The organism is Actinosynnema sp. CA-299493, assembly GCF_050946825.1.
Classification (GTDB): Bacteria; Actinomycetota; Actinomycetes; order Mycobacteriales; family Pseudonocardiaceae; genus Actinosynnema.
In genome coordinates this window covers 155,166-180,503 of the sequence record NZ_CP191993.1, presented here as the reverse complement: position 1 = coordinate 180,503, position 25,338 = coordinate 155,166, and the positions used below count along the sequence as shown (strand labels likewise).

Here is a 25,338-nt window from a genome sequence, read left to right as displayed (position 1 = left end):
TTACCTGATCGGGTCGGAAGCTACCGCTTCGCCGCCGTGCCGTCCCCGGCTTTCCGGGAACTTCCGCAGGGTGTGCGCGTCGGACAGCCCCGTGCCGCCGACCAGCGTGCCCAGGTCGCCGTCGACCACGTAGCTGCCGTGCGGCGAACGCGCGATCGTGGTCGGCTCGTCGTCGCCCCACGGCGCGACGCGGCGGGTGGTGCGGGCCGTGCCCCAGCCGTCGTCCGACCGCAGCACGCTGACGGCCGCTTCACCCGGCGCGCCGAGGGAGTTGGTGACCACGGCGAGCGTGCCGTCCGGACGCAGGTCCGCGCCGTCGCCGCCGACCAGCGGCCGGTCCAGGGCGACCTCCGAGATCCGACCCGATCGGGTGATCTTGAACAACGCTCCGGTGTCGTAGCGGACCGCGAGCGCGTAACCACCGGGGTGCCAGACGATCCCGTTCAGGCCGATGGTCTCGCTGCCGAACCGCGGGTCGCGGGCCAGCACGGTGGCGCGGCCGTCGCGGTCGACCCGGTAGAGCGCGTCGGAGGCCGGGTCGGTGACGTAGGCGTTGCCCGCGTGGTCCACGGCGACGTCGTTGGCGCTGTGCCGGCCGGGGCCGATGGCCAGGTCGACCACGTGCACCGGCCGCCCGGTGGCGAGGTCGAACACGCCGAGGCCGGAGGACCGGTAGGTGGTCTCCGGCGTGGACCGGACGCCGACGCCCATGTCGCCGTACGCGACGTAGACGCGGCCGCGGACCACGTGCACGCCGAACGCCGACACCATCCGCGGGTCGCTGATCAGGGTTTTCGTGGTGCCGTCGCGGACGACCTCGACGGTGCCGCGCCGGATCGAGCCGAGCAGGAACGTATGCCGCAGCGGGTCCCAGGCGATGCCCTCGGGGTGCAGTGCGGCGGATCGGCCGGTGATCACGTCCGGCGCGGGCGTGGCGGCGGCCGGGCCGGGTGTCGCGGCGGCGGCCGGGGCGGCGGTGAGGACCACCAGCACGAGAACCGTCAGTAAGCGCATGATGCTCCGTCCACTTGTGCAAGTACGAACACGAAGTTAGATCAGAGCACTGATATGAGTCAACGCACTTTACGATCGGCACATGGGCATGCCGGTCGAGGAGCGCCTTGGCGGCGACATCAAGCGGGTCGAGCACGAGCTGATGCTGGTGAAGCAGCAGGCCGTGCGGCCGGCCGGGCTGACCGTGGCCCAGTACGCGACGTTGCTGGTGCTCGACGACCACCCCGGCGTGTCGGCCGCCGAACTGGCCCGCCGCTGCCGCGTGACGCCGCAGACGATGACCACCATCCTGCGCAACCTGGAGGCGGCCGAGCTGATCGCCCGCGTGCCGCACGAGGTGCACCGCAACGTGCTGGAGACGCGGCTGACCGAGGCGGGGCGGGTCGCGTTCGAGGCGGCCGACGAGCGGGCGTCCGCCGTCGAGCGGCGGCTGGCCGACGAGTTCAGCGAGGCGGAGCGGGAGACCCTCCGGGCCCTGCTGGCGCGGTGCTCGAAGGTCCTGACCGACCGGTCCTGACGAACCGGGCCGCCCCGTCACCGGCACATCGCGGCCGGTGACGGGGTGGCCCGGTTCGTCGGGACCGTCGCGGTCCCGGTGCTCGACAGGCGGCGCTCAGCCCAGGTTGTCGGTGTCGAAGGTGTTGCAGCGCGCCGGGTCGCCGGTCTCGTAGCCCGTCGTGTACCACTTCTGGCGCTGCGCCGACGTGCCGTGGGTGAACTTGGTCGTGTCGACCTGGCCGCCGCCCAGCTCGCCCTGGATGAAGTCGTCGCCGATGCGGGACGCCGCGTCCAGCGCCGCGTTCACGTCGTCCCGCGTGACGCCGGTGATCAGCGGCTGGCCCGACGACGTCGGCACGGTCTCGGCGTGGTTGGCCCAGGCGCCCGCGTAGCAGTCGGCCTGCAGCTCCAGCCGCACCGAGCCGGACGTGGGCCCGGAGCCCGAGTCGACCCGGTCGGACGTGCCGAGCTGGTTCTGCACGTGGTGGCCGTACTCGTGCGCCAGGATGTAGGCCTCGACGAACGGACCGCCCGTGGCGCCGAACTTGTCCCGCATCTCCTGGAAGAACCCCAGGTCGATGTACACCTGCGAGTCCGCCGGGCAGTAGAACGGCCCCACCGCGGACGACGCGCTGCCGCACCGGGTCGACACGCTGCCGGAGAAGAAGTTCGTCTGCACGACCTGGTAGGTGCGGCCCGACCGGGCGAACTGGTCGCTCCAGTAGCCCTGGATCGAGTTGATGAACGCCACCGCGCGGCAGTCGGACTCGCGGTTGGCGTCCGCGCCGGTCCGGCACTTCTCCTTGATGGCCTCGGAGCCCACCTGCTGCCCCTGGCCGACGTCGCCGAACCCCGAGCCGGACGGCAGCTGCGCGCCACCGCCGAGCTGGGAGAGCACGAAGTAGAGGATCAGACCGACGATTCCCAGCCCACCGCCACCGAGGGCGACCCGGCCGCCGACCCCTCGTTGGTCGGAGACCTGTGACGTGTCCAGCTCGGCGTTCTCGTTGAACTGCACCGCGCGTCCTCCCAGACAGAACAAAACCGAACCCGGACAAGGCAAGGCCCCGGGTGCGGAGCCCGACGTCGGGGCACCGCACCCGGGTTTTCCCATGTGGAAGTGACGAAAACCTCGTGACGAGGTCGGCGTGGACCTCGGTCGGCGCCGACGGTGGAGACGGCGCCCTGATGACCTACCGGGTCAACATCGTCAAGCGCGGCGATGGCGCCGAGGGCGCCCTGCGCTCGAAACCTCGTCGGAACCGTTCACGGTCGCGATCGGGCCGGTCTCCTGACCGCTCCGCCCGCGGGGTTGCGGTTCGAACGTGGCTCGTCACCGCGAGGACTTACCTGCACCGCACCACCTACCCCTTCCGGGCGTGCCGCCGGCGAGTCGGCTCGGGTTCCGCCGATGGCAGGTCCTCCATCGAGGATGCGCCTGTCCGGCGTAATGCACAACCCGAGGAGAAGCCCCTGAACTGGTGAAACGGAATTCATCCGGATCGGCGGCACGGTGGTCGCGCGCTGTGGGCGGGCACATGGGGAGCCCGCTCACAGCGCGTGCGTCACGGCGTGGTGGTGATGCGGCCGAGCGCCGGCGGGACGGTGTTCGGGTTGGCGGTCAGGTAGGCCGTGAAGCCGTCCAGGTCGATGCCGCCACCGGCGATCTCCGTGCCCCCGGTGAACGCGGTGAAGCCGTCACCGCCGCCCTGCAGGAAGCTGTTGATGGTGACCCGGTAGCTCGCGGCCGGGTCCAGCGGCGTCCCGTTGAGGACGATGTCCGACACCTTGGAGCCGATCGGCGCGGACGCCGACCACGAGTAGGCCAGGCCGGCCGACGGCTGGAGGATGATCTGCCGCTGCGCGCCGTTCACGACCTGCCACTGCTGCTCCAGCGCCGCCTTCAGCTGCACGCCGGTCAACGTGACCGTCTGCAGGATGTTGCCGAACGGCTGCACGGTGAAGGCCTCGCCGTAGGTCACCACGCCGTCGCCCTCGCCGGCCGGCGAGGAGGCGTGGGTCAGGTCGGCGCGCACGCCGCCCGGGTTCATCAGCGCGAGCACCGCGCCGTTGTCGGTGGTGGCCGCCAGCTGGGAGTCGGCGATCAGGTTGCCGAGCGGGGACTCGCCCGCCGGGTTCTGCGCGCGGGGGATGTCCCGGGCGATGGCGCCGACGGGGCGGTTCGCGATCGGGCCGGACTTCGACTTGGCCAGGTCGATGATCGCCTGCACCTCGGGGTCCGCGGTGACGTCCCGGGTGACCACGTGGTTGCGCGCGACCGTGGCCGAGCGGACGACCTCACGGGTCCGCTTGTCGATCTTCAGGTCGACCACGGACAGCTCGCGGCCGAACGCCAGGCCCTCGATGAACGGGCGCGGGTTGCCCGCCGGGTCGGTGACCGTGCAGTTGTAGTGCTGGTGGCTGTGGCCGGAGAAGATCGCGTCGATCTTCGGGCTGACCCGCTCGGCGATGCTGCGGCCGGGGCCGCTCGGCACCGTGCGGCAGTCGTTGGGGCCGCCGCCGGAGGTGCTGTCGCCCTGGTGGATCAGCAGCACGATCGACTTCACGCCGAGCCAGTTCAGCAGGTCGGCGTACCGGTTGGCGGCGGCGACCTCGTCGCCGAACTCCAGCTCCTTGATCCCGTTCGGGTCGACCAGGATCGGCACGTCCTTCAGCGGCATGCCGATGAACCCGATCGGCACGCCGTCGCGGAACTCGACCCAGAACGGCGGCAGCGCGGGCAGGTCGTTCTTGGCCAGCGTCACGTTCGCGCCCAGGATCGGGAAGTCCGCGCCCCCGTAGCCCTCGCGGAACTGGCAGCCGTCGGCCGGGTGGCAGCCGCCGCGCTGCACCCGCAGCAGCTCCCGGTAGCCCTCGTCGAACTCGTGGTTGCCCGCCGCGGTCGTGTCCATGCCGACCTTGTTGAGGACCTCGATCGTCGGCTCGTCGTGGAACAGCGCGGACACGATCGGGGAGGCCCCGATCAGGTCGCCCTGGCCGACGACCACCGAGTTGCGCACCTCGGCCTGGAGGGTGCGGATGTGGGTCGCGTTGAAGGCGGCGCCACCCGCTTCGACCTGCGTGCCGTCCGACAGGGTGACGCGGCCCGAGGAGCCCGAGGGCGGCTCGATGTTGCCGTGCAGGTCGTTGATGCCGATCAGGCGGACGTCGACGGTGCGTGCCGGCCGGTTGTCCTGGTCGGCCGACGCGGGGTTCTGCACCAGCGTGACCGCCAGCGCGGCCGCCGCGGTGACCGCGAGCGCGGCGGAGCGCTGCGCGGTGCGTCTGAACGAGGTCATGGGGTGGGTTCCTCCCTGCGGCGCCCCGGTAGGAGGGCGCGGTACGGCGCAGGAGTTTGCCTGGCGGAGCTGACCGGCACCAGACATGTTCGTGGATCGTCCGTTAACGGATATGTGCGGCCTAACCTTGTGGGGTGACTGAGCAGGAGCCGCGTTGGCTCGACGATGGGGAGATGCGCGCCTGGCGCAACTACGTGGTCGGGGCGTCGATGCTCGCCGACCGCCTGCACCGCGAGCTGCAGGACGGGCACGGCGTGTCGTTGGCCGACTACGAGGTGCTCGTGCGCCTGTCGGAGCAGCCGGCGCGGCGGATGCGGATGTCGCAGCTCGCGGACGAGGTGGCGTCGTCCAAGAGCCGGGTGTCGCACCAGGTCGCGCGGATGGAGCGGGAGGGGCTGCTGCGCAGGCGGGAGTGCCCCGAGGACGGCCGCGGGGTGTTCGCCGAGCTGACCGACGAGGGCATGGCGCTGCTGGAGACGTCCGCGCCGACCCACGTCGAGGGCGTGCGCGAGCACATGGTCGACCTGCTGTCGCGGGAGGAGCAGGCGGTGGTGGCCGAGGTCTTCGGGCGGATCATCACCCACCTGCGGGACGTGGAGGGGTGACCCGAGCCGGTGACCCGAGCCGGTGACGCGGCGGCCCGGTAGCGCGGCCTGGCACGGTAGCGCGGCCTGGCACGGTAGCGCGGCCCGGCACGGCGGCCCGGTGATCCGGCGGCGGGCCCGTGACGTGACAGCGCCCCCGCGCCCGGTGAGGGGCGCGGGGGCGCGTCGAGCGCGGTAGCGGTGGGATTTGAACCCACGGAGGGGATCAACCCTCGCACGTTTTCAAGACGTGTCCCTTAGGCCGCTCGGGCACGCTACCCCGGTGGAGGAGCCTAGCCGACGGGCGTCGTCGGCGGGCAGTCCGCTCACCCCGACCACGCGCCCGGACGGCCTGGCCGAGTCCTCCCGGGAAGACGAACGCGCGGGGCCCCGGTGACCGGGACCCCGCGCGTCCTGCCGCTGTGCCGGGTGCTCACCCGGCGGGCGCGGTGATCAGGCGAAGATGCCGAACACGTCGATGACCAGGTGCGTGTAGCCGGCGTTGTTGTAGAACGCGTGCGACGGGCGGTTCACACCGCTCTCGTCGTCGTAGGCGAGGCCGAGGCGGACCGTGGCCATGTTCGGCGAGGTCTGCCCGGGCGCCAGGTTCAGCGCCGAGGTGCCGGGCTTGCTCTCGCCCGCCGGGAACGGCGTGACGTAGGTGTCGGCGGTCGGCTCGGTGCCGGTCAGGTTGAGCAGCAGGCTGTTGCCCGGCGCCAGCTCCTCGTCCAGGTAGAGCAGCGTCAGCGTCTCGCCCGGCCAGATCGGGCCGGAGCTGTCGCGGGTGTCGAACGCGCGACCGGGGGTGACCGGGTAGAAGTCCGCGCCACCGGTCTCGGTGGGCAGGTAGTACCCGGTGATGTCCACGATCAGGTTCACCGAACCCGCGTTGTTGAACAGGTTGACCTTGCGGTCGGAGCCCAGCGCGACGGTCACGCCGTTCGGCGTGGCGGAGTTCGGGCCGAGGTTGAGGCTCGACGCGGTCGGCCGGGCCGAGCCGGACGGCCACGCGGTCACGTAGGTGTTCGCGGTCGCGTTGACGCCGGTGATGTTCAGCGCCACGGCCGTCGCGCCCGAGGGCACGCCGTAGGAGCTGAAGTCGACCGAGCGGGACTCGCCGCCGCCGAACGGGCCGCCGGTGTTGCGGGAGTCGTACGCGCGGGTCGGGCCGGTGGCGAAGTACCGACCGGGGGTGACCGCCACGTTCGGGTTGTCGTAGACGTAGTAGCCCGCGATGTCGGCGATCAGGTGGGTGCTGCCCGCGTTGTTGTACAGGTTGATCGTGTCGTCGAGCGACACCCAGGTGGTGACCGAGTTGGCGCGGGTCTCACCCGGCACCAGGTTCAGGGTCGACACGCCCGGACGCGGCACGTCGGCGCCGCCGTCCCACACCGTCACGTACGTGTTCGCGGTCGGCGACGTGCCGGTCACGTTCAGCACCACGGCGAGGGTGTACGCCGGGAGCTCGGTGACGGGCACCTCGATCCGGCCGCCCGCGCCGACGGGCGTGGTGATGCCGCCGCGGCCGATGCCGCTGCGGGTGTCCAGGATGCGTCTGGGCGCGGTCGGGATGAACCGCGTGCCCAGGTACTCCTCGGCCTCGACCTCCTGGCCGTTGGCCTCGGTCGCCTTCGTGCCGTACGGGCGACCGGTGCGGCCGGCGCGGTCGAGCGACAGCTCGGTGCGGGCGACCTGGTCTCCATTGTGGACGGACGCGGGCTCGGCGGTGGCCGGAGCCGCGACCGCCACCACGGCGGCGGTCGCCGCGGTGGCGACCAGCAGCGCTGCGGAACGACGCATGATCCTCTTTCCTGATGGCACAGTGAATTAAGGCGTCGGTCTACAGCCAGTCCGTGACAGAGACACGCGGACATTGGCAGCGCAAAGCGCGACCCCCCTGTGGGACGAGCCCCCGACTCGACCGAACGGGCGCGACACTACCTCAGGGATACGACGGCCGAAAGCGAATTGAGGTCGGTTTCTCAGTTCTCGGGTTTCGCTGCGATGTGCACGAATTCGTTGTACGTGAACACTTTCCCGGCCGACCTGGGGAACGGGAACGACATGCGGTCGCGCTCGACCAGCCCGAGCTGGGAGGTCACGTCCGCGAGGCCGTCGAGGTCGGTGAACGCCACGTGCGTGGGATCCGACGCGTAACCCTTCTCCTGCGGGCAGATGAGCACCAGCAGGCCGCCGGGCGCGAGGAACTCCACGTAGCCGCGCAGGATCTCCACGGCTTGCGGGCGCGGCATGTGCTCGACCAGGTGCGCGGCCAGGATGCCGCCGAAGCGGCCGGGCTTGGCGTACTCGGTCTCGAAGAACTCGTCCGTGGTGAACGCCGTCAGGCCCATGTCCCGGCAGGTCTGCACCGAATGGGGGTTGTGGTCCACCCCGACGCCGTTGGGCTCCAGGTGCTTGAGGTTGCGCCCGATGCCGCAGCCGACGTCGAGCACCTCCCGCTCGCCGAAGATGCGGCGCACGTTCCACCGGTACGGGGCCTGGACGTTCAGGACACGCTTCCAGGGCAGGTTCTGCAGGCGCGCGAGCCGGTCCGTGTAGTCCTGACCGTCAGTCTTGTCCACGGTCGTACCGTAGCCGACGCCGAGACCCCGGACACCACCACTGCGGAATTCACCGTGGTCAGACCGGTCACCGCGGGGGACCGGTCACCGGGTCCGGGCGGTTCGCCTGCTCACCTGCCGCCACGACGCGTGTTCGTCACGTCCGGGGTGGGGCCGACGTCGGTCCAGAGCTCGGCCTGGCAGTTGCCGCAGGTGCCCGCGAACACGATGCCGTCGCCGCGCTGCTGCCACGCGCCGTAGACGCGCACCCGGTACGGGCCCGAGGGCAGGTCGTCGAAGCGCACGCGGCCCTCCGCGTCGGTCCGGCCCTCGGCCGCGACCCGGCCCGTGACCGCGTCCCTGAGGACGATCGCCAGACCGGGGACCATCTCCTCCGGCTCGCCCCGCCCGTCGCCGTCGGCGTCGTGGTGGAAGGCCAGGCGGAGCGCCACGGCCGGGCCGGGCACCTTGGCCAGGGCGTAGGCCTGCGGGCGGCCCTCGGAGTCCGGCTCCGGGCCGAAGTCGCAGACGTGGTTCACCGCGCCGTACTCGGCCGTCGCCTCGGAGACGCGGCCGGTCATGGTGAGCACGCGCGACTGGCCCGCGGGCACCGTCACGCCCGGCGCGTCCCAGCCCAGGTCGCCGAGGACGACGTCGCGCAGCTCCGGCCCTCCGCCGCCGACGCGGTCGCAGGCGGCCTTGACGCCGGTCAGGTCCGCGGCGCCGCGGTTGGTCAACGTCACCTCGACCTCGGCCTGGTCGCCGACCCGGTAGGCGTCCCGGGTGAACCGCATGGCCGCGGCCAGCACGTCGCTCGTCGGCCGCGTGGCGCGCAGCAGCACGGTCGCGGCCGAGCCGGTCCCGTCCACCGCGACGCGCGAGTAGCGCGACTCGACGACCCAGCCGTCCGGCGCGTTGTCCACGGACACCGCGTAGACCTGGACCGACAGGTCGGCGAACCGGAACCGGCCGTCGGCGCCGGTGGTCGCTTCCAGCCTCACCCACGGCGAGCCGTTCGTGGCGGCGGTGACCCGGACGCCCTGGAGCCCCTCGCCGGCGTCCGGCGCGCCGTTGCCGTTGCGGTCGCCGTAGACGAGACCGGCCAGGACGTCCGAGGCGGAGTTCGGGTCGCGGACCGGGAGCGGCAGCGTGTGCTCGGCGACCGAGGCGTTGCCCTGCCAGACGAGGAACTTCACCACCGGTGCGGCGCCGCTCCACCCCTGGACCTCGCCGCGGACGGTGAGGACGCGCCGCTGCCCGGCGGGGAGGGTGGTGCCGGGGCCGGGCCAGGTGGCCAGCTCGCCCCACTCGGCGGACTGGATGAAGAAGTCGGACCCGGCGCTCGAGTACCCGGAGGCCTTCACGCCGGTGGCGTCGGCGTCACCGGTGTTGGAGACCGTCACCTCGACCGGGATCTGCTCGCCGACCAGGAACGGGCCCGCGCCGACGGTGGCCGAGATCGCGAGCCGGGCGGCGGCGGCAGCGGGCGACGAGGTCGCGGGCGCGGCGGCCGGCTGCGACCCGGTCGGCTGCGACCCGCTCGGCTGGGCGGCAGCAGCGGCAGCGGGCTGGGCCTGGGCCTGGGCCGGTGGCGCTCCGGTGGCGGCCGGCGCGACGGGCTCGGCCGCGGTGGCCGGCTCCTGGGCGCGGGCCGCGACGGACAGGGTCGCGGTGACCGCGAGCGCCGCGGCGAAGGCAAGGGATCTTCGCGCGACCACGCGCTGGGAGGAAGTCAAGACCAGGCCCCCTGGGTGGTGGAATCGGTTGGCGGCAACCTAACCGACCTCGATCACCACCGCACCCGTCCATCCTTTGTGGACCGTTCTGGGGAACGGGAGGAGGCCGGCCTCCCGTGGGGGAGACCGGCCTCCGTTACCCGTCCAGCCGTGATCTACGCCACGTCGGCGTGCGAGTGGTGGTGCTCCACGTGCAGCGAACGCGCCGCCGCCGCGCGCGCCGCGGCCCGCACCGACCGCGCCGGCACGCCGTTCACGCTCTCCGTGCTGATCGCGTACGAGGCCGTCACCCACGCCAACGCGTCGGCGTTGCGGTCCAGGGCGACGCGGTCCACGTTGCCCAGGTTGTCACCGGAACCGTGGTAGTTCGGGTCGTAGGCGGCGCCGGCCGTGCCGCCCCACTTCGCCGCCTGCGCATCGGTCTTGACGCCCTCGGCGCCGGTGAACAGACCGCCGGCCGGGATGCCCTGGGCGATGAACTCGCCGTAGTCCGAGCGGCCGGTGAAGTCGGTGCCCTCGGTCTGCACGCCCTTCTCGACCGTCAGGTACTCCACGAACGCCTGCTCGATCTGCCCCGAGCCGTACGGGCCCGCGCCCGCGCCGACCGCGTCGGAGTCGTCGCCGTCGTAGACGAAGTACGCCGCGTTCGGCGAGCCGATCATGTCGAAGTTCAGGTACAGCGCGATGTCGAGCTGCTGCTCGAACGTCAGCGCCTGCACGTACTTCGTCGACCCGACCAGGCCGAGCTCCTCCGCGCCCCACCAGCCGAACCGCACCGCGTTGTTCACCTTCGGCGAGCCGCCGAGCTTCAGCGCGGTCTCCAGCAGGCCGGCCGAACCGGTGCCGTTGTCGTTGATGCCCGCGCCGTTCTCGACGCTGTCGAGGTGCGCGCCCGCCATCACGACGTTGTCCGTGCGACCGGTCTTCGTCTGCGCGATCACGTTGCGCGAGATGTGGTCTTCCTCGTGGTAGCGCAGGTCGACGGTCACGGCCTGGCCGCCGAGCTGGGCCAGCGCGGTGCCGTCGGCCTGGGTGACGCCACCGGTGGGCACGACGCCCGGCGCGCCGAGCGTGACGCCCGACAGGGCGCCCTCGCGGTTGTTGGAGATGATCACCGCGATGGCGCCCGCGGCGGCGGCGTTGCGGTGCTTGACGTCGAACGTGCAGGAGCCGCGGCGGATCAGGGCGATCGAGCCGGTGAAGTCCTGCCCGGCGAAGTCGGTCGCCTCGCAGCCCGGGGTCTCGTCCTCGGGCACGACGCGCAGCGGGCCGGTGACGCCGCCGGCCGGCGTCTGCGGCGAGAACTCCAGCGGGATGTTCTCGTACGTGGTCGAGCCGACCTTCGCGGTCGCGGCGTCGGTGATCTGCACGGGGTAGGTGAACTCCGGCGTCGACACCTCGAAGCCCGCGCCGCGCAGCTTGCCCGCCACGTACTCGACGCTGGCGTCGTAGCCGGACGTGCCCGCGGCGCGGTTGCCGCCGTTGCGGTCGGCGATGCGCTGGAAGGCGATCAGGTGGCGGTTGACCCCTTCCGCGGTGACGTTCTTGGTGAGGTTCTTGGCCAGCTTCGGCCCGTCCAGCGCCGCCGCCGAAGCGACGTTGGCGCCCGGCACGGCGACCAGTGCGAGGGACGCTGACGCCGCGAGGACCACCGCGCGTCGAATCCCGGTTCTACCTGACATGATCGAGTTTCCCCTTCACTCGGATGCCGAACCCTCACAAGTCGCGGGGGCGAGCGCAATCCGTCACTCGGCTGGTTGTCGCCCTGTGAGCAGGGGCAAGCACGGCGTGACACCGGCCACCGCCAAGGCCCAGTCCGGTCGCCGGATCGTGCCCGGGGTGACCAGCAGACGGGTCTGCCGAGCCGGCTCACCCCTCCTGACCTGGGTGAACGTGCCATCCGGCCGGTAGCCGAGCTTGCGGCTCACGCCGTGCGAGGCGAGGTTGTCGTCGAACGCGCTCGACCGCGCCGCCACCGCGCCGAGGTGGTCGAACGCGAACAGCAGCACGGCGGCCCGCATCTCCGTGCCGACGCCGCGCCCCTGGTGCCGCAGCCCGACCCACGACCCGCTGGTGACCTCGCGCAGGACCGGGAAGTCGTCCGCGCCGAGCGACTGCACGCCCACCACCCGGCCGTCCAGCCGCACGACGAAGTTCACCGTCCACCGCCGCGGCGAGAGCGTCGAGCGCTCGTGCCAGTAGTGCTGGAGGGTGTTGAGGCCGAGCCGGTCGCGCGGCGCGTCGGTCCACTCGACGCCGAACGGCATCCGCTCCGGCGGGTGGACGCCGTCGAGCGCCAGCTCCGCCAGTTCGACCAGGCCCTCGTCGTCGTCGGGCCGCAGTTCGAGGCGCGGTGTGCGCAGCACCAGGTGGTGGAAGGGCCAGTGGTCCATGCCCGTCGATGGTGACGACCGGGCGTCGGGTGTGCGACCGGATTACCGTTCGGAGCATGCGCGCGATCACCATCAGGGAACCCGGCGGACCGGACGTGCTGGCCTGGACGGAGGTTCGGGATCCCGAACCGGGCCCCGGCGAGGTGCTGCTGGACGTGGCCGCGACCGCCGTGAACCGCGCCGACCTGCTCCAGCGCCAGGGCCACTACCCGCCGCCGAAGGGCACGTCGGACGTGCTGGGCCTGGAGTGCTCGGGCACGGTCGCGGCGCTCGGCGACGGCGTCACGGGGTGGCGGGTCGGTGACGAGGTGTGCGCGCTGCTGGCCGGCGGCGGGTACGCGGAACGGGTGGTCGTCCCGGCCGCCCAGCTCCTGCCGCTGCCGGCGGGCGTCGACCTGGTGACGGCGGCGTCGCTGCCCGAGGTCGCGTGCACGGTGTGGTCGAACGTGGTGATGGTCGCCGGTCTCCGGAGCGGGGAGACGTTCCTCGTGCACGGCGGCGCGGGCGGTATCGGCACGCACGCCATCCAGGTCGCCAAGGCGCTCGGCGCGCGCGTCGCCGTCACGGCGGGCTCGGCGGAGCGGTTGCGGCGGTGCGCCGAGCTGGGCGCGGACGTCCTGGTGGACTACCGCGAGCAGGACTTCGTGGCCGAGGTCGGGCAGGCGGACGTGGTGCTGGACAACATGGGCGCCGCCTACCTGGACCGCAACCTGGACGTCCTCGCGCCGGACGGGCGGCTGGTCGTCATCGGGATGCAGGGCGGGGTGAAGGCGGAGCTGAACCTCGGCAAGCTGCTGGCCAAGCGCGCGAGCGTGACGGCGACGGGACTGCGGTTCCGGCCGGTGGACGGGCCGAACGGCAAGGGCCGCGTCGTGGCCGAGGTGCGCGAGCACCTGTGGCCGCTGATCGCGTCCGGGCAGGTCGAGCCCGTCGTGCACGACGTCCTGCCGATCGACCGCGCCGCCGACGCCCACCGCGCGCTGGAGGGCGGCGACGTGTTCGGCAAGCTGGTGCTGGCGGTCTGACCCGGTCACTCCAGGGCGGTGGAGGTGGCGAGGGAGGTGCGCGGGGTGGTGCGGAAGCGCAGGGCGAACTCCTCGGCCCACCGCACCAGCACGGTCTGCTCGCCTGGGCGTTCGGCGTCGTCCACCAGGACCGCCGCGCCCGGCGCGAGCACGCCCCGCAGCACCGGCAGCGCCGGGTACCGCGCGTCGCCCGGCAGCGGGCCGTCCACGAGCAGCAGGTCGACCAGGCCGTGGCGCTCCACGTACGCCGACACCTCGTCGTGCACGAGCTGCGGGTGGTACCACCGGGCGTCGCCGAGCGCCGCCGGGTGGGGTGTGAGGGGCGCGTGCACGACGCGGGCCACGTGGCCCAGGCCCTCGCGGCGCAGCTGGCTGGCCACGAACGCCGCCGTGCGCTCGTCGTGCTCGACCGACAGCAGGTGGCCGAACCCGCGCCGCGCGAGCAGCCGGGCCAGCACCACCGACGACGCGCCGCACCCGCACTCCACCAGCACGGTCCGCGACCCGAGCAGCACCTCGTCCACCACGGCCGCGAGCGCGGCGGGGCGCAGCTCGTGCGCCGTGTCGGGCAGGTACTCCGTCATCAGGGGCGCCAGCCGGTGCCGTGCGGCGAGGTCGGCGAGCTCCCGCGACAGCAGGTCGTCCACCCAGCCCCCCGGTCTCCGCGCGACCCGACCTCAGCCGAGCTCGGCGACCGCCCGCACGAGCTCGTCCACTTCCACCGCGTTCGTGTAGTGCGCCAGGCCGACGCGGATGGCCCCGCCGACCTCGCCGACGCCCAGCACCGAGAACACGCCGTGCTGCCCCGAGTCGGCGAACGCGCACACGCCGCGCTCGGAGAGGTGCCCGACGCCGTCGGTCGCCTTCACGCCGGCCACCGTGAACGCCAGGGCGGGCACCCGCCGCATGGCGTCGCCGATCACCATGACGTGACGGAGCGATCGCAGTTCGTTGATGAGGTTAGCCAGAAGTCCGGCCTGGTAGGCCTTCACCGAGCCCAGCGAGGTGAGCACGCGCTCGCGTCGCGGGCCCACCGCGGCGTCGTCCAGACCGGCCAGGTACTCGACGGATGCGACCAGACCGGCCAGCAGCGGGTAGGCGTGCGGGCCCAGTTCCAGGCGTTCGGGACCCCGCGCGCCCGGCTCGACGGCGACCGACGGCAGCAGGTCGAGCATCGACGGGTCGCGGAACACCAGCGCGCCGACCGGCGGCCCGCCCCAGTTGTTCGCCGACACCGCCACCACGTCGGCGTCCATGGACGTGATGTCGAGCGGCACGAACGGCGCGGCCGAGGAGGCGTCCACCACCACCAGCGCGTCCGTGCGGCGGGCGGCCTCGGCGATCTTGCGCAGGTCCGGCCGGGTGCCCACGGAGCCGGACGCGGCCGTCACCGCGACCAGCTTGCACTTGGGCGTGACCAGGTCGTCGTACTGCCAGGCGGGCAGCTCGCACGTCTCGATGTCGACCTCGGCCCACCGCACCACGCTGCCGGTGCGCTGCGCGGCCCGCTGCCACGGCGCGATGTTGCCCGGGTGGTCCAGCCGCGACACCACGACCTCGTCGCCCAGGAACCAGCCCTCGGACAGCGCGTCGGCCAGCCGTTGCAGCAGCACGGCCGAACTCGGGCCGAGCACGACGCCGGCCGGGTCGGCGCCCACGAGGTCGGCCACCGCGCGCCTGGCCGCGTCGACGATCGCCTCGGCGCGTTGCGAGGCGGGGAAGATGCCACCCGGCCCGGAGACGGGTGCGCGCAGCGCGGTGGAGACGGCCGTGGCCACCTGTTCGGGTACTTGCATCCCCGCCGGAGCGTCCAGGTGAACCCAGCCGTCGCCGAGCGCGGGGAACAGCCCACGGACCCGGGCGACGTCGAACGCCATGCCGCACACCGTACGGAGGACGTCGGCGGGAGCGACAGCAGGGGCCGCAGGTTTGCCACCCGATCTGTGACCCGGTTCGGCGTTCGCCACCCGATCGGGCCAGGATGGGAGGCATGAGCGAGGCACCCCGAGATGATCAGCTGGAGAACGAGCGGCACGTGGTCGTGGTCGGCCCGGACGGCACGCCGGTGGGAACCGCACGGGTGCCGGGCGGCGACGGAGCGGGCGGTCAGGACGTGACCGACCTGGTCGAGCAGCCGGCGAAGGTCATGCGCATCGGCACGATGATCAAGCAGTTGCTGGAGGAGGTGCGCGCGGCGCCGCTCGACGAGGCCAGCCGCAACCGCCTCAAGGAGATCCACAAGCGGTCCATCGACGAGCTCGAGGACGGCCTGGCGCCGGAGCTGCGCGACGAGCTGGAACGGCTCTCCCTGCCGTTCACCGAGGAGGGCACGCCGTCCGACGCGGAGCTGCGGATCGCCCAGGCCCAGCTCGTGGGCTGGCTGGAGGGCCTGTTCCACGGCATCCAGACGGCCCTGTTCGCCCAGCAGATGGCCGCGCGCGTCCAGTTGGAGCAGATGCGCGGTCGCGCCCTGCCCGCCGGATCCGGCCACGCCGACGTCGAGGGTGGTCCGCACATCCGGGGCACTGGTCAGTACTTGTAACGTTCCGGTGCGGCGTTGAGGTCGCGGGGCTGGACAACGGGCACCGCGCTGCCCGACCGTGTTCACCGCCACACCCGCGAGAGGAGCCGACAGGTGCTCGACAAAGTCCGGCACAGCCCGATCGTCGACGAGGTCCGCAAGCGCGTGCGCGGCAAGATCCTGCGGGTCATCGACGAAGCGGTGCGCCCCTACCACCGCGAGCAGGCCGAGCGGATCGCCCTGCTCCAGCAGGAGCTCCAGGAGCTGCGCAGACAGGCGGACCGGGCGGTCGACGCGACGGTCCAGCACGAGATCCGCGCCCGGCGCGACCTGGTGTTCGCGGGCGAGCAGGAGGCGGCCAAGGAGAGCGCCCGGTTCATCCGCAGGCACCTGCCGACCGCGCCGCACTTCGGCCACCCGCACGCCACGCTGGAGCACGCCCTCGGCCTGGTCTCGGCCGAGGGCATGGCGCTGGAGTTCGGCGTCTACACCGGCGGCACGCTCAAGCTGATCGCCACCGCGTACGAGGGCCGCGACGTGTACGGCTTCGACTCGTTCGAGGGCCTGCCCGAGGACTGGCGCAACGGCTTCCCGGCCGGCCTGTTCGGCATGGACGGCCTGCCCGACGTGGACGGCGCGGAGCTGGTCGTCGGCTGGTTCGACGACACCCTGCCCGGTTTCCTGGAGGAGCACACCGGCCCGGTGTCGTTCCTGCACGTCGACTGCGACCTGTACTCGTCGACCAAGACCGTGCTGGAGCTGGTGGGCCCCCGGCTGGTGCCCGGCAGCGTGATCGTCTTCGACGAGTACTTCAACTACCCGGGGTGGCAGGACCACGAGCACAAGGCGTGGTCCGAGTACGTCGACCTCACCGGGATCGAGTTCGACTACTGCGGGTACACGTACGACCACGAACAGGTGATCATGAAGGTAACCGGTGTGCCGGAGGCCCCGCAGCAGCGGTGACCGCACCGTGACAGCCCGGCGACAGGACCACCACCCCGTCGCCGGTAGTCTCCTTACTCGTGCAACCCACGAGTACGGTCGAGCGACCACCCGCTCCCCTGGCACCCAACTCGCGCACCTTCGCGCGCGCGTTCGGCGACGTGCGCGACGCCTGGCGGCAGCGGGAGCTGTGGGGCCACCTGGGGTGGCAGGACATCAAGCAGCGCTACCGCCGGTCGGTCATCGGCCCGCTGTGGATCACCATCTCCATGGGCACGACCGCGCTCGCGCTCGGCCTGCTCTACTCCCAGCTGTTCAACCAGGAGCTGGGCACCTTCCTGCCGTACGTGACGGCGGGGTTCATCATCTGGCACTTCGTCCTCGGCGTGGTGACCGAGGGCACCGAGGTCTTCATCGCCAACGAAGGCCTGATCAAGCACCTGCCCGCGCCCATAACGGTGCACGTGCTGCGCATGGTGTGGCGGCAGACGCTGTTCCTCATGCACAACATGGTCGTCTACCTGGTCGTCCTCGTGATCTTCTTCCCGACGCTGAGCGAGAGCTACCAGATGGAGGGCGACAAGATCGTCCAACCCGGCCTGTCGTGGACGGTGCTGCTGGCCATCCCGGCGCTCGCGCTCATCGTGGTCAACGCGGTGTGGGTGGCGCTGCTGTTCGGCATCATCAGCACCCGGTTCCGCGACATCCCGCCGGTCATCAGCAGCTTCATCAACCTGATCTTCTTCATGACGCCGATCGTGTGGCACGTCGGCGTGCTCAACAAGGTCACCGGCGGCGACGGCAGCGGTGGCGACGGCGACTGGCGCATGCTGATCGCCGAGCTGAACCCCATCTACCACTACGTGGAGATCGTCCGGGCGCCCATGCTCGGGCACGCGCAGGACTGGCACCACTGGGTGGTCGTCGGCGCGTTCACCGTCGTGGGGTGGGGACTGGCGTTGATCGCGATGCGGAACTACCGTGCCCGCGTCTCCTACTGGGTCTGAGTGAGGCCGCAACACATCATGGTCAGCATCGACGTCTGGAACGCCTCGGTCGACTTCCCGATCTTCGACGCCAAGTCGAGGTCGCTGAAGAAGCTCGCGCTGGGCAAGGTCGGCGGCAAGATCGGCTCCGAGGGCCGGGTCCCGATCATCGAAGCCCTGCACGACATCAACATCTCGCTGCGGCACGGTGACCGGGTGGGCCTCGTCGGCCACAACGGCGCCGGCAAGTCGACGCTGCTGCGGCTGCTCGCGGGCATCTACGAGCCCACGCGGGGCAGCTCGCGCGTCGTCGGCAAGGTCGCGCCCGTGTTCGACCTCGGTGTCGGCATGGACCCGGAGATCTCCGGGTACGAGAACATCATGATCCGCGGTCTGTTCCTCGGCATGAGCCGCAAGGAGATGGAGAAGCGGGTCGACGACATCACCGAGTTCACCGAGCTCGGCGACTACCTGCAGATGCCGCTGCGCACCTACTCGACGGGTATGCGCGTGCGGCTGGCGCTGGGCATCGTGACGTCGATCGACCCGGAGATCCTGATCCTCGACGAGGGCATCGGCGCGGTCGACGCGGCGTTCATGGCCAAGGCGCGGGACCGGATGAACGACCTGGTCAAGCGGTCCGGCATCCTGGTGTTCGCGAACCACTCCGACGACTTCCTCGCCGAGTTCTGCTCCACCGCGATCTGGATGGACGAGGGCAAGGTCAAGATGCAGGGCTCGCTCCGGGAGGTGCTCACCTCCTACAAGGGGCGTGACCCGTTCGAGAACATGGCCCCGGAGACGCTGGAGCGGATCGGTCAGCCGCGGGTGCTGAGCGGGAACGGTGGCGAGTAGGTGAGCGTCGTGGGCGCACTGCCGCAGGGCTCCGTCGTCGGTGTCGTGGTGACCCGGCACCGGCGGGAGCTGCTGGCCGACTCGTTGAAGGTGCTGGCGTCGCAGACCCGGCCGCTCGACCACCTGGTGGTCGTCGACAACGGGCCCGACCAGCCGGTGGACGACCTGGTCGCGCAGTGCCCGATCCCCACCACCTACCTGGCCTCGCACCGCAACCTCGGCGGCGCGGGCGGGTTCGCGCTGGGGATGCTGCACGCGCTGTCGCTGGGCGCGGACTGGCTGTGGCTGGCCGACGACGACGGCCGGCCGGCCGACGAGACCGTGCTCGCCGTGCTGCTGGAGGAGGCGACGCGGCGCAAGCTGGCCGCGATCTCGCCGGTGGTGACGAACATCGAGCGGCCGGAGAAGCTCGCGTTCCCGTTGCGGCGCGGGTTGACCTGGAAGCGGAACGCGGCCGAGCTGGGCACCGACTTCCTGCCGGGCATCGCGTCGCTGTTCAACGGGGCGCTGTTCAAGGCGTCCACGGTCGACGTCATCGGCGTGCCGGACTACCGGTTGTTCTTCCGCGGTGACGAGGTGGAGATCCACCGGCGGCTGGTGCGCACCGGTCTGCCGTTCGGCACCTCGCTGAAGGTCGCCTACCTGCACCCGGACGGGTCGGACGAGTTCAAGCCGATGCTCGGCGGCCGGTTCCACGCGCAGGACCCCGAGAACGCGATCAAGCGCTACTACACCTACCGGAACCGCGGTTACCTGCTGTCGCAGCCGGGGATGCGGAAGCTGGGCCTGCTGGAGGCGTTCCGGTTCGGGCTGTACTTCATCGGGGTGCGGCGCGACCCGAAGGCGTTCCTGGAGTGGTTGAAGCTCGTGCGACTGGGACAGCGGGAACGTTTTTTCCGGAAGTGACGCGAGGCCGCGTCGGTGCCGGGTTCAGCTCGACGCGGAATCGCTGACGGTGAACCGGTGTTGCTTGTTCGGGGCAGGACTGGTGGGCTGTGCGGCATGACTTCTGAAGCGCGTAAGAGCGCCCTGGTGCTGCACCTGGCCGCGAACTCCAACCCGATCACGATCAGAGTGTCGCCGGAGGTCGCCGACGACCTCGGCTCCCGGTTGATCCAGGTCGTGCGGAATGGCCACACCCAGTCCATCCAGACCATCGACGGCGCCGAGTTCGTGGTGAACTTCAGCCACGTCGTGGCGGCTCATTTCGAGTGATGCCGAGAAATGTCGAGAGATGTCGAGAGATTAAAAGCTTAAAAGCATGTCCTCGCCGGACGGGCAGATCAGCAGGATGACCCCGACCAGGCGATCAAGCGCCGGGTCCGTCGTGGGTCCGGGGTACGTGCCATCCCACCGACCTCCCTCCGGGCTACCACACGCATCAAGGGGGCGCCCCCAGTCGACGCCGCAGGCAAGCCTTCACCACGCCCCCTTGACACGCGCGGCAGGGCAAAGCCAGGTCGGCGGGATGACACGAACCCCTCTATTTGCAACAACCAGTGCCGGCAGTGGCAGCGGGTCCGGCACCCGGCCCACGCGGGATGACCCCGGCCCGCCCTCCACCGGTCCACTGACAGGCCCTTCCTCCCAAAGGAGGGGTTCGTGTCATCCCGCCGACCTGGCGCAGCCCTACCGCGCGTGTCAAGGGGGCACATCCCCTGCCACCAGGAACCTTTCCGCTGGAACCGCCCCCTTGATACGCGTGGTAGCCCTTGTGGAGGTCGGTGGGATGACACGGACACCGGACCCACAACGGACCCGCAGCACAACCACCCGACGAGGAGTCATCCTGCTGATCTGCCCGTCCGGCGAGGACATGCTTTAATCTTTTGAGCCCTTGAGCCCTTGAGCCTTTCGGACTTTTCAGCGATTCTCGAAGGCTTTTCGCCACTGCTCGGCGGAGGTGAGGTCGGGCAGGGCGGAGCGGTACTGCCGGCGCAGGCGGGGCCATTCCTTGCCGAGCCTGCGGTAGTTGCGCACGGCACGTGCCATCAGGGAGCGGAACTGGTCGGGGTCGCGCTTGTAGAAGGCGACGCCGGTGCCGTCGGCGGTGGAGACCGTGGCGCTGTCCAGGTTGCCGAGCAGGAACCAGCGGGCGTTCAGGGCGGGCACGTTGAGCTGCGGGCGGTCGCCGGCGGAGGCCTGGGGTGGGCGCAGGTTGTGCAGGACGGACTTGGCCGCGCGCACGGCGATCGTCGCCTTGCCCTTGGAGGGCCGGAGCAGGGCCTCCGCCCGCACCATGTCGAACGTGGGCGGCGGGAACTCGCGGGCCGAGTCCAGGCGCTGGGCGTCGCTGTACTCCTCACGCAGCGCGCGCACCATCGGCAGCGCCGTGCGCAGCGAGTCGAACAGGCCGGCGGGACCGTCCAGGAAGTCCTCGATCGCCTTCTGCTGCAACGCCACCGTGGAGTACTCCATCGACAGCAGGTGCCGCAGCGACAGCTTCAACCCGTGCTTCACGATCCCGTTGCGCACGTCGTACGGGCTGTGCAGCGCGGCCAGCACGAGGCGGTTGCGGGTGTGGAAGTAGGCCTGCCAGTCGGTCGAGTCGTTCTTGTCCGTCCACGGCATGTGCCACACCGCCGAACCCGGCAGCGACACCGTCGGGTAGCCGTGCTCCAGCGCCCGCAACGAGTACTCGGCGTCGTCCCACTTGATGAACAGCGGCAGCGGGTAGCCGGTCCGCTCGACGACCTCGCGCGGGAACAGGCACATCCACCAGCCGTTGTAGGTGGCGTCGACCCTGGGGTGCAGCTCGGGCGTCTCGCGCAGCGACGACACGGCGAAGTCGTGGTCGGTCACCGCGCCCGGCGCGGCCCGCCAGAAGCACGTGCCCAGGTCGACGATCTCCGCCGTGCTGTGGAGCCTGGTCCTGGCCTGGAGGTTCAGCATGTGGCTGCCGACGATGACCGGTGACGCCGCCGCCCGCGCGAAGGCGTTGGACCGCAGCACGGCCTCCGGCTCCAGCCGGATGTCGTCGTCCATGAGCATGATCTGGTCGGCGTCGGTGTGCTCGACCGCTTCGAACATGCCCCGGGTGAACCCGCCGGCGCCACCCAGGTTGTCCTGCTCGATGACCTCCAGCCGGCCGCCCAGCCCGGCCTCCGCCTCCGCGAAGCCCGCCACCGAGCGCACCTTCACCGCGCCCTGGTCGGCCACGAAGACGTTGCTCACGACGTCGAGCACGGCCGGGTCGCTGCCCAGCGCCCGCAACGCCTCCACCGCGTCGTGCGGGCGCATGGTGGTGATGCTGACCGCGACCTTCTGCACCGGCAACGGCGAGCGCACGGCCCACTCGGCGTCCTGGATCTCCAGCGCGGTCTCGTGCGTGAACGCGTCGAACCAGATCAGCCCGCCGTCCTCGAACGGCCGCAGCGACACCGGGAACTCCAGCGACGTCCAGTCGGCCGCGTCCCGGACGAACGAGCCCTCCAGGTGCACGACGTCGCCGCTCGGCTTGGACCGGTACACGTCGATCCGGCCGGAGCCGCGCACGCGCATCCGCAGCACGACCTCGTCGACGACCGTCCAGCGCTTCCAGTAGCTGGCCGGGAACGCGTTGAAGTACGTCGCGAACGACACCTTGGCGTGCTCGGGCACGGTCAGCCCGCGCCGGGAGTCGACCTGGCAGTGCACGTTCTCCGGCTCGTCCAGGTACATCGGCCGGACGTCGAGCGGGTCGTCGTCCCTCGGCAGGATGATCCGGTGCACTGCGTCCACTGAAGGTCCCCAGGTGAGAAGCGCGGGAGGGAGAAGAAGAGGGGTGAACGGCAGCGGGGCGACCCGCTCAGGGCCGCCCCGCTCACCGGTCACAGGTCGTACAAGCGCCGCCAGTTCTCGCGGCTGGTCAGCTCGTCCATCGAGTCGCGGTAGGCCCGCTGCATCTCGGGCGCGCGCTGGTACAGCTCCTTGAGCAGCTTGGTGCCCTGCCTGCCGAGCCGGATGGCCAGCTCGCGGTCGCGCCGCCGGACCCGCACGCCCTCCTGGGACGCGTCGGTGACCACGGCGGTGTTGAACAGCGACACGTGCCACCACGCCGAGTCGCCCGCGGCCACCGCACCGACGTCGTGCACGCTGCGGCCGAGCAGCTGGTTGACCACGCGCTTGGCCAGCACCGGCGCGAACAGCCGCGGCGCGGGCGGCGCCGAGATCAGCGGCAGGTCGCCGGAGGAGATGCCGGGCACCTCCGACGCCGGGTGCTTGACCGTCTCGGGGTACTCGGCGCGCAGCTTGCGGATGTCCGCCGCCGCCTGGACCCCGCCGTCACGCAGCATGTCGGGACCCTTGAGGAAGTCCTCGATGGCCTTGAGCTGGGTCGCCGCCAGGCCGTACTGCATGCCGACCAGGTAGGTGGCGAGCTGGGCCGCCATGGACCGGCAGATCCGCTTCGGGTCGAACTGGCTGTGCAGCGCCGAGGTGATCAGGGCGTTGCGCAGGTTGAAGTACCGGTGCCAGTCGTCCCAGTCCTTCCAGTGGAAGTCGGCGTGCCACACGCCCGCGCCGGGCAGCGTGACCGTGGCGAACCCGTGGGCCCGCGCGCGGTAGCCGTACTCGATGTCGTCCCACTGGAAGAACAGCGGCAGCGGGTAGCCGACCGCCTTGACGATCTCCGACGGGATCAGGCACGACCACCAGCCGTTGTAGCCCGCGTCGACCCGGCGGTCCTGCACGTTGCGCTTGCCGGTCTCCTCGTCGTACCCGGTGAGGTCGGCGTCGTGCAGCGCGCCCTCCACGACCTGGCCGGGGGCCAGCGTGTCGAGGTTGGCGTACTCCGCGCCCACGTGCAGGTGGTTCGGGTGCAGCAGGTACAGCATCTGGCCGCCGACGATGACCGGCTGCGCGGTGCGGTTCGCGAACGCGGTCGTGCGGACCACGATCTCCGGCTCGCACAGCACGTCGTCGTCCATGAACAGCACGTTGGCGTTCTCGGCGTGGTCGACCTCCATGACCTGGTACAGGCCGCGGGTGAAGCCGCCGGCGCCGCCGAGGTTGGGCTGGCGGATGTAGCGCAGCTTGTCCCCGAGCGCGGCGGCGACCTCGGCGAACCGGGACCGCGACTCGACCGGGTCGCTGCCCTGGTCCACCACGTAGACGGCGTCGACCAGGCCCAGCGGCTCGGGGTCGGACGCGAGGGCCGCCATGGTGTTGAGGCAGTCCTCGACCCGGTTGAACGTGCAGATCACGATCGCGGTCGGGCGGACCCGCTCGGGCGGCGCGACGGTCCACCGGGCGTGCTCGACGACCAGCTCGTGCTCACCGGTGACGACGTCGAACCAGAGCGCGCCGCCGTCGGTGAACTTGTCGATCCTGGCCGTCAGCGTGACGACCTGGCCCGCCGCGTCGGTCACCTGCTCGGCGACGACGATCCGGGACTCGCCCTCCGCGTCGGAGGCCACGACGGAGACGGTGCCGGAACCGGTCAGGGTCAGGCTCAGCTCCACCTCGGGGCTGACGCACCACCGCTGCCAGTACGTGGCCGGGAACCGGCCGAAGTAGGTGTTCAGCGACACCGTGGCGTGCGGGTGGACGACCATGCGGTGCCGCTCGCGGTCGGCGATGCCCTGGGAGATCTCGGCGTAGAGGTCCTCCGAGACGATCTGCGACGGCCCGGCGAAGAGGCCACGCTGCGCCAGCAGTTTCTCCGGTGCCTCGTGCTCGACGAGGGTGGAGTTGCCCGACATAACTGACTCAGTCCTCCAGCGAACCGTCCAGCGCCCGACCGGAGGTCAGGTGCGGGGCGATCTTGTTGTCGAACACGCTCAGCGCGGAACCGATCGCCATGTGCATGTCCAGGTACTTGTAGGTGCCCAGTCGACCACCGAAGACGACGTTACGCTGGGCGGCTTCCTCGCGCGCGAGCTCGCGGTAGCGCTCCAGCTTGGCCCGGTCCTCGGCGGTGTTGATGGGGTAGTACGGCTCGTCGTCCTTCTCGGCCGCGCGGGAGAACTCGCGCACGATGACCGTCTTGTCCGACGGGTACTCGCGCTCGGGGTGGAAGTGCCGGAACTCGTGGATCCGGGTGTACGGCACCTCGGCGTCGTTGTAGTTCATGACCGGCGTGCCCTGGAAGTCGCCGACCGGCAGGACCTCCTGCTCGAAGTCCAGCGTGCGCCAGCCGAGCCAGCCCTCGCTGTAGTCGAAGTAGCGGTCGAGCGGTCCGGTGTAGACGACGGGCGTGCCGGCCGGGATCTCGTCGCGGACGTCGAAGTAGTCGGTGTCGAGCCGCACCTCGATGTTCGGGTGGTCGGCCATCCGCTCCAGCCACGCGGTGTACCCGTCGACGGGCAGGCCCTCGTAGGTGTCGTTGAAGTAGCGGTTGTCGAAGGTGTAGCGCACCGGCAGGCGGCTGATGACCGCCGCGGGCAGCTCCTTCGGGTCGGTCTGCCACTGCTTGGCGGTGTAGTCGCGCACGAACGCCTCGTACAGCGGGCGGCCGATGAGCGAGATCGCCTTCTCCTCCAGGTTCTTCGCGTCCTTGGAGTCGATCTCGGCGGCGTGCTCGGTCACCCAGGCGCGGGCTTCCTCCGGGCTCAGGTAGCGGCCGACGAACTGCGAGATGAGGCCCAGGCCCATGGGGAACTGGTAGGCCTGCCCGGCGTGCATCGCGAACACCCGGTGCTGGTACCCGGTGAACTCGGTGAACTGGTTGACGTAGTCCCACACCCGCTTGTTGGAGGTGTGGAACAGGTGCGCGCCGTACCGGTGCACCTCGATGCCTGTCTCCGGCTCGGGCTCGGAGTAGGCGTTGCCGCCGATGTGCGCGCGGCGTTCCACCACGAGCACGCGCTTGCCGAGCTGTGATGCGGTCCGTTCGGCGACCGTGAGGCCGAAGAACCCGGAACCGACGACGATCAGGTCAAATCCAGCGAAGCTCACGGGGCCCGAGGATAGTCGCGCCGGGCGATCGGGTCGGCGGGTACC

22 protein-coding genes and 1 tRNA gene are annotated in these 25,338 nt (G+C 71.2%); 9 read left to right on the top strand and 14 right to left on the bottom strand.

Going from position 1 to position 25,338, the window contains the following annotated elements:
- The gene (locus tag ACQPYE_RS00895) at positions 1-1,014 is read right to left on the bottom strand and encodes a hypothetical protein (RefSeq protein WP_498718606.1); all 1,014 of its coding nucleotides are present in this window, start codon (positions 1,012-1,014) and stop codon (positions 1-3) included.
- An 82-nt stretch (positions 1,015-1,096) separates the two neighbouring features.
- Between ACQPYE_RS00895 and ACQPYE_RS00890 the strand changes: the two genes are divergently transcribed.
- Positions 1,097-1,531: a MarR family winged helix-turn-helix transcriptional regulator gene (locus ACQPYE_RS00890; RefSeq protein ID WP_498718605.1), complete on the top strand. Its 435-nt coding sequence runs from the start codon at positions 1,097-1,099 to the stop codon at positions 1,529-1,531.
- A gap of 96 nt (positions 1,532-1,627) precedes the next feature.
- On the opposite strand, the gene ypfJ is transcribed toward ACQPYE_RS00890, so the two are convergent.
- Together ypfJ and ACQPYE_RS00880 are read right to left on the bottom strand one after the other, a co-directional pair.
- On the bottom strand, positions 1,628-2,530 hold the full coding sequence (gene ypfJ, locus ACQPYE_RS00885) for a KPN_02809 family neutral zinc metallopeptidase (RefSeq protein WP_498718604.1): 903 nt from the start codon (positions 2,528-2,530) through the stop codon (positions 1,628-1,630).
- A gap of 547 nt (positions 2,531-3,077) precedes the next feature.
- Positions 3,078-4,811, bottom strand: coding sequence for a bifunctional metallophosphatase/5'-nucleotidase (locus ACQPYE_RS00880; protein WP_498718602.1), 1,734 nt, complete (start codon positions 4,809-4,811; stop codon positions 3,078-3,080).
- A gap of 134 nt (positions 4,812-4,945) precedes the next feature.
- On the opposite strand from ACQPYE_RS00880, the gene ACQPYE_RS00875 reads away from it, so the two are divergent.
- The gene (locus tag ACQPYE_RS00875) at positions 4,946-5,416 is read left to right on the top strand and encodes a MarR family winged helix-turn-helix transcriptional regulator (RefSeq protein ID WP_498718601.1); all 471 of its coding nucleotides are present in this window, start codon (positions 4,946-4,948) and stop codon (positions 5,414-5,416) included.
- 172 nt (positions 5,417-5,588) lie between these two features.
- Here ACQPYE_RS00875 and ACQPYE_RS00870 read toward each other — a convergent pair.
- The 6 genes from ACQPYE_RS00870 to ACQPYE_RS00845 form a co-directional block, all read right to left on the bottom strand.
- Positions 5,589-5,675: transfer RNA gene (locus tag ACQPYE_RS00870), tRNA-Ser, on the bottom strand.
- Between the two features lie 173 nt (positions 5,676-5,848).
- The gene (locus ACQPYE_RS00865; protein WP_498718600.1) at positions 5,849-7,195 is read right to left on the bottom strand and encodes a hypothetical protein; all 1,347 of its coding nucleotides are present in this window, start codon (positions 7,193-7,195) and stop codon (positions 5,849-5,851) included.
- Positions 7,196-7,377: 182 nt separating this feature from the next.
- Positions 7,378-7,977 carry a class I SAM-dependent methyltransferase gene (locus ACQPYE_RS00860; protein WP_498718599.1) on the bottom strand — a complete coding sequence of 200 codons (600 nt, stop codon included), beginning with the start codon at positions 7,975-7,977 and terminating at the stop codon, positions 7,378-7,380.
- A 110-nt stretch (positions 7,978-8,087) separates the two neighbouring features.
- Positions 8,088-9,692: an SdrD B-like domain-containing protein gene (locus ACQPYE_RS00855; RefSeq protein ID WP_498718598.1), complete on the bottom strand. Its 1,605-nt coding sequence runs from the start codon at positions 9,690-9,692 to the stop codon at positions 8,088-8,090.
- Positions 9,693-9,847: 155 nt separating this feature from the next.
- Positions 9,848-11,374 carry a M28 family peptidase gene (locus tag ACQPYE_RS00850; RefSeq protein WP_498718597.1) on the bottom strand — a complete coding sequence of 509 codons (1,527 nt, stop codon included), beginning with the start codon at positions 11,372-11,374 and terminating at the stop codon, positions 9,848-9,850.
- Positions 11,375-11,437: 63 nt separating this feature from the next.
- Entirely contained in the window at positions 11,438-12,085 is a 648-nt protein-coding gene (locus tag ACQPYE_RS00845) for a GNAT family N-acetyltransferase (RefSeq protein ID WP_498718596.1), read from the bottom strand.
- A gap of 56 nt (positions 12,086-12,141) precedes the next feature.
- Here ACQPYE_RS00845 and ACQPYE_RS00840 point away from each other — a divergent pair, with 56 nt between their 5' ends.
- Positions 12,142-13,110, top strand: a complete 969-nt coding sequence (locus ACQPYE_RS00840; RefSeq protein ID WP_498718595.1) for an NAD(P)H-quinone oxidoreductase — start codon at positions 12,142-12,144, stop codon at positions 13,108-13,110.
- 5 nt (positions 13,111-13,115) lie between these two features.
- Here ACQPYE_RS00840 and ACQPYE_RS00835 read toward each other — a convergent pair whose 3' ends face one another.
- Both ACQPYE_RS00835 and ACQPYE_RS00830 read right to left on the bottom strand, forming a co-directional pair.
- Entirely contained in the window at positions 13,116-13,757 is a 642-nt protein-coding gene (locus ACQPYE_RS00835) for a class I SAM-dependent methyltransferase (RefSeq protein WP_498718594.1), read from the bottom strand.
- A 30-nt stretch (positions 13,758-13,787) separates the two neighbouring features.
- Entirely contained in the window at positions 13,788-14,987 is a 1,200-nt protein-coding gene (locus tag ACQPYE_RS00830; protein WP_498718593.1) for a cysteine desulfurase-like protein, read from the bottom strand.
- A gap of 113 nt (positions 14,988-15,100) precedes the next feature.
- Between ACQPYE_RS00830 and ACQPYE_RS00825 the strand changes: the two genes are divergently transcribed.
- The 6 genes from ACQPYE_RS00825 (at position 15,101) to ACQPYE_RS00800 (ending at position 19,632) form a co-directional block, all read left to right on the top strand.
- Positions 15,101-15,652 carry a bacterial proteasome activator family protein gene (locus ACQPYE_RS00825; RefSeq protein ID WP_498718591.1) on the top strand — a complete coding sequence of 184 codons (552 nt, stop codon included), beginning with the start codon at positions 15,101-15,103 and terminating at the stop codon, positions 15,650-15,652.
- 93 nt (positions 15,653-15,745) lie between these two features.
- Positions 15,746-16,597 carry a class I SAM-dependent methyltransferase gene (locus ACQPYE_RS00820; RefSeq protein ID WP_498718590.1) on the top strand — a complete coding sequence of 284 codons (852 nt, stop codon included), beginning with the start codon at positions 15,746-15,748 and terminating at the stop codon, positions 16,595-16,597.
- 59 nt (positions 16,598-16,656) lie between these two features.
- The gene (wzm, locus tag ACQPYE_RS00815) at positions 16,657-17,583 is read left to right on the top strand and encodes a galactan export ABC transporter permease subunit Wzm/RfbD (RefSeq protein WP_498718589.1); all 927 of its coding nucleotides are present in this window, start codon (positions 16,657-16,659) and stop codon (positions 17,581-17,583) included.
- Between the two features lie 18 nt (positions 17,584-17,601).
- On the top strand, positions 17,602-18,417 hold the full coding sequence (gene wzt / locus ACQPYE_RS00810; protein ID WP_498718588.1) for a galactan export ABC transporter ATP-binding subunit Wzt/RfbE: 816 nt from the start codon (positions 17,602-17,604) through the stop codon (positions 18,415-18,417).
- Positions 18,418-18,426: 9 nt separating this feature from the next.
- Complete coding sequence (gene glfT1 / locus ACQPYE_RS00805) at positions 18,427-19,323, top strand: galactofuranosyltransferase GlfT1 (RefSeq protein WP_498718587.1); 897 nt, start codon at positions 18,427-18,429, stop codon at positions 19,321-19,323.
- A 96-nt stretch (positions 19,324-19,419) separates the two neighbouring features.
- Entirely contained in the window at positions 19,420-19,632 is a 213-nt protein-coding gene (locus ACQPYE_RS00800) for a hypothetical protein (protein ID WP_498718586.1), read from the top strand.
- Between the two features lie 648 nt (positions 19,633-20,280).
- Here ACQPYE_RS00800 and ACQPYE_RS00795 read toward each other — a convergent pair.
- The 3 genes from ACQPYE_RS00795 to glf all read right to left on the bottom strand — a co-directional run bounded on the left by ACQPYE_RS00795 (position 20,281) and on the right by glf (position 25,293).
- The gene (locus tag ACQPYE_RS00795; protein WP_498718585.1) at positions 20,281-22,137 is read right to left on the bottom strand and encodes a glycosyltransferase; all 1,857 of its coding nucleotides are present in this window, start codon (positions 22,135-22,137) and stop codon (positions 20,281-20,283) included.
- 89 nt (positions 22,138-22,226) lie between these two features.
- Positions 22,227-24,098 carry a glycosyltransferase gene (locus ACQPYE_RS00790; protein WP_498718583.1) on the bottom strand — a complete coding sequence of 624 codons (1,872 nt, stop codon included), beginning with the start codon at positions 24,096-24,098 and terminating at the stop codon, positions 22,227-22,229.
- Positions 24,099-24,105: 7 nt separating this feature from the next.
- Positions 24,106-25,293 carry a UDP-galactopyranose mutase gene (glf, locus tag ACQPYE_RS00785; RefSeq protein WP_498718582.1) on the bottom strand — a complete coding sequence of 396 codons (1,188 nt, stop codon included), beginning with the start codon at positions 25,291-25,293 and terminating at the stop codon, positions 24,106-24,108.
- Between the last annotated feature and the right edge of the window lie 45 nt (positions 25,294-25,338).

Bases quoted from the DNA above. Each gene is read 5' to 3' on its own strand.
- ACQPYE_RS00830 (WP_498718593.1), bottom strand. From the start codon at position 14,987: ATGGCGTTCGACGTCGCCCGGGTCCGTGGGCTGTTCCCCGCGCTCGGC.
- ACQPYE_RS00825 (WP_498718591.1), top strand. From the start codon at position 15,101: ATGAGCGAGGCACCCCGAGATGATCAGCTGGAGAACGAGCGGCACGTG.
- ACQPYE_RS00845 (WP_498718596.1), bottom strand. From the start codon at position 12,085: ATGGACCACTGGCCCTTCCACCACCTGGTGCTGCGCACACCGCGCCTC.
- ACQPYE_RS00865 (WP_498718600.1), bottom strand. From the start codon at position 7,195: ATGCGTCGTTCCGCAGCGCTGCTGGTCGCCACCGCGGCGACCGCCGCC.
- ACQPYE_RS00790 (WP_498718583.1), bottom strand. From the start codon at position 24,098: ATGTCGGGCAACTCCACCCTCGTCGAGCACGAGGCACCGGAGAAACTG.
- ACQPYE_RS00880 (WP_498718602.1), bottom strand. From the start codon at position 4,811: ATGACCTCGTTCAGACGCACCGCGCAGCGCTCCGCCGCGCTCGCGGTC.
- ACQPYE_RS00890 (WP_498718605.1), top strand. From the start codon at position 1,097: ATGGGCATGCCGGTCGAGGAGCGCCTTGGCGGCGACATCAAGCGGGTC.
- ACQPYE_RS00850 (WP_498718597.1), bottom strand. From the start codon at position 11,374: ATGTCAGGTAGAACCGGGATTCGACGCGCGGTGGTCCTCGCGGCGTCA.
- ACQPYE_RS00895 (WP_498718606.1), bottom strand. From the start codon at position 1,014: ATGCGCTTACTGACGGTTCTCGTGCTGGTGGTCCTCACCGCCGCCCCG.
- wzt (WP_498718588.1), top strand. From the start codon at position 17,602: ATGGTCAGCATCGACGTCTGGAACGCCTCGGTCGACTTCCCGATCTTC.
- ACQPYE_RS00800 (WP_498718586.1), top strand. From the start codon at position 19,420: ATGACTTCTGAAGCGCGTAAGAGCGCCCTGGTGCTGCACCTGGCCGCG.
- ACQPYE_RS00840 (WP_498718595.1), top strand. From the start codon at position 12,142: ATGCGCGCGATCACCATCAGGGAACCCGGCGGACCGGACGTGCTGGCC.